Origin of the sequence: Pseudomonas sp. TH10 (genome assembly GCF_016651255.1) — a bacterium.
Lineage (GTDB): Bacteria > Pseudomonadota > Gammaproteobacteria > Pseudomonadales > Pseudomonadaceae > Aquipseudomonas.
Window position 1 is genome coordinate 22,002 of sequence record NZ_JAEKEG010000158.1, and the last position, 9,542, is coordinate 31,543.

Annotated in this window: 7 protein-coding genes and 3 pseudogenes; 2 read left to right on the forward strand and 8 right to left on the reverse strand. The window is 60.5% G+C overall.

Annotated elements, in window-relative coordinates:
- Positions 1-41 precede the first annotated feature (41 nt).
- The 8 genes and pseudogenes from JFT80_RS21275 to JFT80_RS21310 all read right to left on the reverse strand — a co-directional run bounded on the left by JFT80_RS21275 (position 42) and on the right by JFT80_RS21310 (position 8,335).
- Positions 42-824 (reverse strand): transporter substrate-binding domain-containing protein, encoded by a 783-nt coding sequence (locus JFT80_RS21275; RefSeq protein WP_201149237.1) that lies wholly within the window; start codon positions 822-824, stop codon positions 42-44.
- 197 nt (positions 825-1,021) lie between these two features.
- Positions 1,022-2,710, reverse strand: a complete 1,689-nt coding sequence (locus JFT80_RS21280) for an ATP-dependent DNA ligase (protein ID WP_201149239.1) — start codon at positions 2,708-2,710, stop codon at positions 1,022-1,024.
- Positions 2,707-3,740: pseudogene (locus JFT80_RS21285) on the reverse strand (ligase-associated DNA damage response exonuclease). The gene JFT80_RS21280 and the pseudogene JFT80_RS21285 overlap by 4 nt, the downstream one beginning before the upstream one ends.
- A 164-nt stretch (positions 3,741-3,904) precedes the next feature.
- Positions 3,905-6,353, reverse strand: a pseudogene (locus JFT80_RS21290) (penicillin acylase family protein).
- Between the two features lie 261 nt (positions 6,354-6,614).
- Positions 6,615-6,824 carry an SEC-C metal-binding domain-containing protein gene (locus JFT80_RS21295; RefSeq protein ID WP_008083915.1) on the reverse strand — a complete coding sequence of 70 codons (210 nt, stop codon included), beginning with the start codon at positions 6,822-6,824 and terminating at the stop codon, positions 6,615-6,617.
- Positions 6,821-7,315: an LEA type 2 family protein gene (locus JFT80_RS21300; protein ID WP_201149241.1), complete on the reverse strand. Its 495-nt coding sequence runs from the start codon at positions 7,313-7,315 to the stop codon at positions 6,821-6,823. The genes JFT80_RS21295 and JFT80_RS21300 overlap by 4 nt, the downstream gene beginning before the upstream one ends.
- A gap of 41 nt (positions 7,316-7,356) precedes the next feature.
- The gene (locus JFT80_RS21305; protein ID WP_201149242.1) at positions 7,357-7,833 is read right to left on the reverse strand and encodes a YchJ family protein; all 477 of its coding nucleotides are present in this window, start codon (positions 7,831-7,833) and stop codon (positions 7,357-7,359) included.
- A gap of 4 nt (positions 7,834-7,837) precedes the next feature.
- Positions 7,838-8,335, reverse strand: a complete 498-nt coding sequence (locus JFT80_RS21310) for a DUF6231 family protein (RefSeq protein WP_201149243.1) — start codon at positions 8,333-8,335, stop codon at positions 7,838-7,840.
- A gap of 191 nt (positions 8,336-8,526) precedes the next feature.
- Between JFT80_RS21310 and JFT80_RS21315 the strand changes: the two genes are divergently transcribed.
- On the forward strand, positions 8,527-9,222 hold the full coding sequence (locus JFT80_RS21315; RefSeq protein ID WP_201149244.1) for an OmpA family protein: 696 nt from the start codon (positions 8,527-8,529) through the stop codon (positions 9,220-9,222).
- Between the two features lie 91 nt (positions 9,223-9,313).
- Positions 9,314-9,542: pseudogene (locus JFT80_RS21320) on the forward strand (OmpA family protein); the annotation flags it as partial.

Consider the following 9,542-nt stretch of genomic DNA (forward strand, 5'->3'; position numbering starts at 1 on the left):
GCGGATGGAAAAGGCGCCCATCGAGGATGGGCGCCGAGGCATTATTTGCCGCTGTACAGAACCAGATCGCCAAAGTGTTTCTTTTGAATCTCGGCGTATTTGCCGTCATCGTGTAACGCTTTGATACCTTTATCTAAAAGCGCTTTCAGCTCAGTGTTACCTTTCTTAATACCGACAGCGGTTTTGGCTGGCAGCAATTCGTTGTCGACTGGCTTGCTGACGTCATAGTCGGCGCCCTGTGGCGACTTCAAAAAGCCCAGTTCGGCTTGCAGCATGTCCTGAATGCCGGCATCGAGACGGCCGGAGGTCAGGTCGGAATACACCTGATCCTGGTTCTGATAGGCCTGGGTTTTCACGCCAGCCTTGTCCAGAACGGCTTTGGCGTAGGCTTCCTGGATGGTGCCTTGCTCGTAGCCAATGGTTTTGCCTTTCAGCGAGGCGACGTCTGCGGTGATACCGGAACCTTTCTTCGACACGTAAGCGGTCGGGCCGGAGAACAGCTCGCTGGAGAAGTCGATGACTTTTTCGCGGGCTGGCGTCACGGTCATCGACGAGATCACACCGTCGAATTTATTGGCTTTGAGGCCCGGAATCATGCCGTCAAAGTCACTTTCGACCCACTTGCACTTGACCTTCAGTTCGGCGCAGATCGCGTTGCCCAGATCGATATCGAACCCGACCAGGCTGCCGTCGGCCGCTTTCGACTCAAACGGTGCGTACGAAGGGTCAACGCCAAAGCGCAGCTCTTTGTATTCCTTGGCCAGCGCGGAGCCGGCGGCCATGCACAACGCCAGTGCAGAAAGGGTCAGCAATGCTTTTTTCATTATTCAATCCCTAAGAACCAATTTGAGCGCTTGTGGCGCGTAAAATTTGTTACTGGAAAGCGTAAGACCTGAATAAAGTAGCAATTTCTGAACCATAGTCCCGAACAAGCGTTTTAAAAGGTGCCGTGAGGAACGGTGCGCAGGCGTTTGTGCACGCAAGCGGGCATCACTGCATGCGCGCACCAGATTGGTTCATCTCAGCCCAGCAGGTCCTGCAACGTGGCCAGGTTGTCTGCCTCATCCACTGACTTGTCGCGACGCCAACGCAACATCCTCGGGAACCGCACCGCGATCCCGCTTTTGTGCCGTCGCGACAGGGCAATCCCTTCAAAGCCCAGTTCGAACACCAGGCTCGGCTTCACACTGCTCACCGGACCGAATTTTTCCACGGTGGTCTTGCGCACGATGCTGTCGACTTCGCGCATCTCCGCATCCGTCAGCCCCGAATAGGCCTTGGCAAACGGCACAAGCGCCCGCTGGCTCGACTCCGGCGGGCCGTCCCACACGGCAAAGGTGTAATCGCTGTACAAACTGGCTCGGCGACCGTGGCCGCGCTGGGCGTAGATCAACACCGCATCGACGCTGAACGGATCGACCTTCCATTTCCACCAGACGCCCATGTCTTTGGTGCGGCCGACGCCATACAGCGCATCGCGCGCCTTGAGCATCATGCCTTCGACGCCGAGGCTGCGCGACGCTTCGCGCTGGCGTGCGAGGTCCAGCCAGTCTTCGCCGGCGAGTACCGGCGATTCCAGCAAAACCGGGTTGTTGCAGTCGGCGAGAACCTGCTCCAGCTGGGTCCGTCGCCGGGCCTGAGACTGGTTGCGCCAATCTTCGCCATTCCATTCCAGCAGGTCGTAGGCAAGTACCACCACCGGGACTTCGTCGAGAATTTTCTTGCCGAGGGTTTTGCGGCCGATGCGCTGTTGCAGCAAAGCGAAAGGCTGGACCGAGGGTGCCGAGGGCGCTTGCGGGTCGAAGGCATCCTCGGTCCCGGCTGGCGCGGCTTTCCAGGCAACGATTTCACCGTCGATCACCGTGCCGTCGGGCAGGCCATGCACCAGGCTCTCCAGTTCCGGAAAACGCTCGGTCACCAGTTCTTCGCCCCGAGACCAGATCCACAGCCGGCCCTCGCGTTTTACCACCTGGGCGCGAATACCATCCCACTTCCATTCGATTTGCCACTGGCTGGCAGGGCCAAGCAGGGCTTCAAACTGGTCTACCGGTTGCGACAGCGCATGGGCCAGGAAAAACGGATAGGGCTGCCCGCCGCGCTGCGCATGTTCGTCGGTTGATTCCGGCGCGATCAGTTTCAGGTAACTGGCGGCGCTCGGGCGGTTGGACAGGTCGGTATAACCCACCAGGCGCTGGGCCACCCGCTTGCTGTCCAGCCCCGCCATGGATGCCAGGGCGCGTGTCACCAGCAGTTTGGACACGCCTACGCGAAAACTGCCGGTAATCAGCTTGATGCATAACATCAGGCTGGAGCGATCAAGTTGCGACCAGAGGGCAGGCAAGGCCAGGGCAAGCGCTTCGGGTGTTTCCCCGCGCAGAGGTAGCAGCTTTTCCTCGATCCAGACCGCAAGGCCAGCATCGGAGCTGTGGCTGGATTCGGGCAGTACCAGGGAAATGGTTTCCGCCAGGTCACCCACCGCCTGGTAACTCTCCTCGAACAGCCAGGGCGACAGACCGGAGTACGCCACTGCCAACTCGCGCAGGACGCGTGCCGGGACCAGTTGCCGGGGTCGCCCGCCAGACAGGAAATACACAGCCCACGCAGCATCCTGCGGCGCTGCCTGGGCGAAGTAGTTTTGCATGGCCGCCAGCTTGGCGTTGCTGGAGGTCGTTGCATCGAGTTCGGCATAGAGTTCGGCGAAGGTTTTCATGCGCGAACCTCTGCGCTTTGTTGCTCGGCGCTCGTCGCTTCCTCTTCGTCGTCACCGTATTCAGTGCTGAAGCCCTGGGCATCAAGCGCCTTGCTCGCGCAAATGGCGGACGAGGACGGCGACCGAGCCGTGAGTCACCATGACCCGTTCGGCACCGGTCTGCCCAATGGCCCAAAGCAGGCCCGGCCAGTCAGCGTGGTCGGACAGGATAAAACCGCGATCGACGCCGCGCCGGCGCCGGGTCCCGCGCAGGCGCATCCAGCCGCTGGCGAAGCCGTCGCTGTAGTCACCGAACCGACGCATCCAGGTGCTGCCACCGGCTGAAGGCGGGGCGATCACCAGGGCCTTGCGCATGACCGGATCGCTTTTTTACATCGCCGGCGTAAATCGTCGGCGGGATGTACACGCCGCTTTCGCGGTAGACCCGGTTCAGTGGCTCCACCGCGCCGTGGGTCAGAATCGGACCGAGGCTCGCGTCGATGCCATGCAGAATGCGCTGGGCCTTGCCGAAGGAGTAGCAGAACAGCACGCTGGTTTTATCCACGGCAGCGTTGGCCTGCCACCACTGATTGATCTCGTCGAACACTTGCGCCTGCGGCTGCCAGCGATAGATCGGCAGGCCGAAGGTCGATTCGGTGATGAAGGTATGACAGCGCACCGGTTCAAAGGGCGCGCAGGTGCCGTCCGGTTCGATCTTGTAATCGCCGGAGGCAACCCAGACTTCTCCGCCATATTCGAGGCGAACTTGCGCTGAGCCGAGAACGTGGCCGGCCGGATGGAAACTCAGGGTGACGCCGTGGTGGGTCAGGCGCTGGCCGTAGGCGAGGGTTTGCAGGTTGATGTCTTGACCCAGACGCGCACGCAAAATCCCTTCGCTGGCGCTGCTGGAGAGGTAATGCTGGTTGCCGGTGTGCGCGTGATCGCCGTGGGCATGAGTGATCACCGAGCGCTCGACGGGGCGCCAGGGGTCGATATAGAAATCACCCGCAGGGCAATAAAGTCCTTCGGGGCGCGCGATAACAAGGTCCATGTCGTTACCAGAATGGGGGGCTTGTTAGCTATGAGGCTGGCGCCGGGCCGGAAGTTCTATCGACTTTTTCGCGGGGCTGAAAAGCAAAAGATCGCAGCCTGCGGCAGCTCCTACATTGATCTGTGTAGGAGCTGCCGCAGGCTGCGATCTTTTGAACATGCGGTTTATTTGCCCGGGGTGAGGGTCAGGCGGGTTTTACCGTACACCCGGTCAAAGTTTTGCGGCTGCATCGGCAAGCCGATGTACTGCCCCTTCAGCCACGCATCAATGCCATTGAGGTAATTCGGACTCACCGGATTCCCCGACTGACCCGTACCGTTCTGCCCCATCAACGGCTCAGCCTGGCCGAAGTCGACGATAAAACGCATCGACGGTGCACGCGTGGTGGTGAAGTCCTGGCCCCAGGCGAACGCGGCGGTGTTCAGTGTCGTGTGATCGCCACCCGCTGCGAGCGGCCCGCGAACGGTCTGGCCGTTGGCATTTTTCCACTCGTAGCGGTGCAGTTTGCCCCACTGCCAGGCTTTGTGATCGCCACCCAACTGACTGTCGCCGGCACTGATTGCCGCCGCTAGGCTGCGCGCGAGAATCACTGCTTTGTCTTCTTTCTGCGGAGTGCGGATATCATCCCAGAACGGACTGTCTTCACGCCCCAACAGGTGATCGGCCTGCGCCGAGTAGGACAAATCACCGTTAGCGATGAACGCTTTCCATGCCGCACTGGACTCGGGGCCGAGTTCGTCGAGGAAGATCTGCTTCATGCTTTCTTGCAGGAACAGCTCGTAGATCGCCGCATCCGCCGAGGTCGGGCTGAGTTTGCCGTCGAAGGCCATCAGGCGGGTAAATGCTTCGCGCGCCTTGCTGCGATCCGCTTCCGGCAGGGCATCGATCGCCTGTTTCAGCGGTTGTTTCATGCCCGGCGCTTCGAACATTTTCTTCAGCTTGGCGGCGAACGTGGTGGTTTGGTCATACTGCATGGCGATCACGCTGCGGCTGTCGTGTTTGGCGCTGCCGGCCAGTTCAGCCAAGCGTTCGCCACGCTCCGGGGCGGCCCAGGAGTTGGACAACTGCATGCCGTAACCGTGAGGAATAACGCGCTGGTTGGCGGTGCCGAGCCAGCCTTGCGCCGGGTCCTGATCGTAGGGGTGCAGCATCGGGTCGGCGTAACCGTCCCAGTCGTAGCGACCTTCCCAGCCCGGCGAGGGCAACAGGCCTTCGCCTTCGCGCCGGTTCGGATAACGCCCGGTGACCTGCCAGCCGATGTTGCTCGCATCGGCGAACACCAGATTCAGCGCAATTGCGCGGATTTCACGACTGGCATCCGAGGCCTTCTCGACATTCTGCGCCCGGGACAAGTCAAAAAACGCGTCCAGGGTCTTGTCGTCGGTGAAACTCGGCGCCTGCAGTGCCAGGCCAAAACCGTTGGCCAGGGCGGTTCCCTTGGCACTGTTGAGCAGGGGGCCATGCCGGGTTTCATACACCGCCTCGCGAGTCGGCCGCTGGCCTTTGACGAAGTAGGTCTCGTTACGAACCATGACCGGCTGCCATTTGCCGCCCGCCTCGTAAGTCAGGCCGTTACCCTGGCGCTTGATTTTTTCAAGGAACAGGTCCTGGTTGTCGCCCATGACCGTGGTCATGCTCCACGCCACTTTGCCGTTGAAGCCACCCAGCACCAGCGGCAGGCCGGCGATGGTCACGCCCGAAGCCTGGTATTTCGGCGCGCGAATCTGCACATAGCTGAACAGCGATGGCACGCCGAGCGGGCCATGGCTGTCGCTGGCCAGCAGGCTTTTACCGGTGCGGCTGCGCTGCGGTGCGATTGCCCAGTTATTGGAGGACGTGGCGCCAAGCAAATTCAGGTCGGACAATTGACTGGCGGCTTTGCTGATGTCGACCAGCCCCGGAATCTGCCCGTTGAGCGTGATGCCCTGGAGTTTCTCGGCCTCGGCCACTGGCAGTTTTTCGTCGGGGGCCGAAGGCGTCAGCCAGGGAGTTTGTCGATGCTGACGGTCTGCGCCAGCATCAGCGAGGAAATTTCTTCCGGCAGGTTGGCTGACTGACTGAAGTTCAGCAGGCAGAAAATCAGCGCCGAATCTTCCGGCTGCCAGTATTCGGGCTTGTAGCCGGTTGCCATCAGGTCTGCCGGCAACTTGTCGCGGTAGCGGAACAGGTAGGCGTTGACGCCCCGGGCATAGACTTCAAAAAACGCTTGAGCCGCGGGGAGGACGCCTTGTACAGCTCACCAGCACTTTTCTTCAGGTTGACCGCGCGCATGTAGCGGTCGGCATCGAGCATCGAGGCGCCGGACATTTCCGCCAAACGGCCCTGTGCCAACAGCCGCAGGGTGACCATCTGATTGATACGGTCGCTGGCGTGGACGTAGCCGAGGCTGAACAGTGCGTCATGGAAGGTGTTGCTTTCGATCAGCGGCATGCCCATGGCGTTGCGCCGCACCGAGACGTTCTGCGCCAGGCCTTTGAGCGGCTGCACGCCGGTGGTGGGCGGGAGGGTGTCCTGGGTGTTCAGGGTCTGACAACCGGTCAGGCCCAGAACACCGGCCACTGCTGCGGCAACGCCGAACCGGGGAAGAAAATGAGTAAGGGCTGGCGAGGCCATGGCAAAGCTCCTGCGGGGGTAGTAACGCGATAAAGTCGCTACGTTAGTGAGCAGGAGAGGGGCGCGCAAGCGGGGTATTCGGTTATTTCTGGATTTGTCTGATTAAGGACGTTCACGGGACGCGGCGAATCCACCATGGTGGTGGCGACAGCGCAAATTCTGCAGGGGACGGCTTGCTGGCGATCGCCGAGACGCGGTGCGTCGGGTTCGGACGCTGTCGCGCGCAGGCTCGCCCCCACAGGGTAGCGGTGAACGACCCGATCAAGCGCCGTGGCACTTCTTGAATTTCTTGCCGTTGCCGCATGGGCAAGGGTCGTTGCGGCCGACGTCTTTCAAGGCGTTGCGCACCGGCTCCTGATGGGCGTGGCCGCAGTTCGGGCCGTGAACGTGGCCGTGGTCATGATCGTGATGGTGGTCATGGTCATGATCGTGGTTGCAGTCAGGGCCATGGACATGAGGTTGCTGAGTCATCGGTGTTGCTCCGGAATAAAATCGGCGGGGATTATCACGCCATTGCGCTCAAGGTGCACGTAGTGGGCGATGAATAAACCGGTTTCCATCTCTCCTTCCAGACGGTAAGGGATGGGCTGACCGGGTTTTTTCAGCAATTTCACCAGGTCGCGGATTTTTGGCCACAGATTCGTGCGGATCGGCACCTTGAAATAAGCGCTGCGCTTGGGCCCCACAGTAAACCAGTGTTCGTGTTCACCCTCGGTCAATAGCATGTCACCCAGATGAATACGGTACTCGAGGCCGCGTACCGTCAGGTCGCTGTCGTTTGGGTTGTCCACTCGAAAGTGCAGGAGGAATTTCTGCTCCAGCAATTTGGCGCGGATCACTTCCACCTTCACCAGATGCAGTTGCGGTTCCGGCTCGTCGCTGCTGAACCAGGACGCGCAGCCGCCTAGCCCGAGAACGAGGCTCAAAGTCAGCAGGTGGAGGACGATGCGCCGGGCGATCATGATAATTTTTCCTTGGGCCTGCAGGTGATGCAGGTCATGCCTCAAGCGCCGAAATACCCCGCACAGCACTTCTTGAACTTTTGCCCGCTGGCACAAGGGCAGGCATCGTTGCGGCCGGCCTTGAGTTGCACGGTCGGATCGATGAAGTACCAACGCCCGGCGTTCTGTACAAACGAGGAACGCTCGCGATGGCTGTGTTCGCCCTGGCTGTCATGCCAGCGTGCGGTGAAGGTGACAAAGGCGTGTTCCGGCTGACCGCCGAAGACTTCCGAGCTTTCGACGTCGAGGCCGAGCCAGGTACTTTGCGCACTCCAGTTGCTGATCGACTGAAGATCCAGCCCCGATTGCTGGGCGGGCAGGGTGGTTGCCTGCAGATAGTCGATCAGCCCCAGCACGTAGGCGCTGTAGCGCGAACGCATCAAGGCTTCGGCGCACGGGGCCGGATGGCCTTCGTGATAATGGCCGCAGCAGGCCTCCAGCAGATTACCGCTGCCGCACGGGCAAATGGCTGTACTCATTGCATTACCACCAGTATTTGCCGAAGTTTTCCGGATTGGCCCAGAACCGTGAGTTGAGCCAGTCAGGTACCTGTTTGTAGTCAAGCAGATCATAGGTGAACAGCGTCAGCACCTGATCGTCGCGCTGAAACCGCTCGCTGGCTTGCAGGGCCAGGGAGAAAAAGTCCGTTTCCTGCCAGCCGCTGGCGTGCAGGTCAGCCACCACCGCAATACGACTGGCGTTCAGATTGCGAATCCCGCCCAACAGATTCAGGCCATCGCGCTTGGGCAGATGTTCCAGGCAATCGACCACCAGTGCCAGATCGAATCGCTGCGCTGCCAATTCGGCGGGCAGAATCCCCGGCTTGGCATGGGCCACGCAGCAGTCCGGGTGGGCCTCTTTAAAAGCCGTCAAGGCCGGAAACTCACTGGCGCCAATCAACAGCAGACGCGCCGGGGCGTAGCGGTCCAGCAAAGCGGCCAGCGCCTGTTGCGGCGTGCGCGAAGAAATACCGGCAATCATCAAGGATCCTCAATCAGCGTCTGCCAAGACTAGCCTGCCCGAAGGTCCGGGCCTAGCGCTCTATAGAGGCAAATGCATCGATCCACGGAGAACGGGAGGCAAATCAGCGTTGGCCTATTGCTGGCGGAGATTAAAACTCCGGTCTTTACTCCCTGAATCGGTTCTAAGCCGATCCTTCAGGAGAAAACTAGATGAGCATAGTTCGGACAGCATTACCTTTGATTCTGCTAACCAGTGTGTTGACTGGTTGCGCAGGTTTGCAAAAAACCGACTGGCCGACCTGTGCGGCGGTCGGTGGTGTTGTGGGTGCGGGTCTCGGCGCGACGGAGAGCTCGGCGTGGGCGGGTTATGGAGCGTTGGTGGTCGGCGGTACGGCAGCGGCCTATTGCTGGGTTCACGGTGATGGCGACGAGGACGGCGATGGCGTGCCGGACAGTCGCGACAAGTGCCCGCACACGCCTAAAGGCGTGCAGGTCGATGCTGACGGTTGCCCTCCACCGGTGCCAGCACCCGTGGTCGAAGAGGCGGTAGTCGTCAAGGAAGAAGTCATCGTCGTGCGTGATGTGCACTTCCAGTTCGACAAGGCGACGCTCACTCCTTCCGACAAACAAGTGCTCGACAAGATTGCTACTCGCTTGAAACAGGAATCCTCCAGCGCACAACTGACTGTGACGGGTCATACCGACAGTGTGGGCAGCGATGCCTACAACCAGAAACTGTCGGATAAACGCGCACATTCGGTGGTTGAGTACCTGATTTCCAGTGGCGTACCGCGCAGCAGCTTCGTATCTGTGGCCGGTGCCGGCGAGAGCCAGCCAGTGGCCGATAACAAAACGGCAGACGGACGCGCGATGAACCGTCGCACGGAAATCAAAATCAATCGTTGATGCCCCTCGCACTCCGCGGCTTGTGCAGTCGCGGATGCGGGTCTTTACTCCTGTGTAACCGGTATGGGCCGGTAACACAGGAGCTTTCAATATGAGTGTTCTCACAAGGACCGTCCTACCGGTTCTGCTGCTTGGCAGCCTGCTGACCGGTTGCGCGACCCACAGCGATGGCACTGCCCCCTTGAATCAACGTACCTGGCCAATTTGCAGCCTTATCGGCGGCCTGGTCGGCGGAGGCCTGGGCGCCATTGAAAGTGCCGGCTGGGCGGGAGGTGGCGCAGCGCTGGGCATCCTGACCGGTGGCCTGATCTGCTACTCCC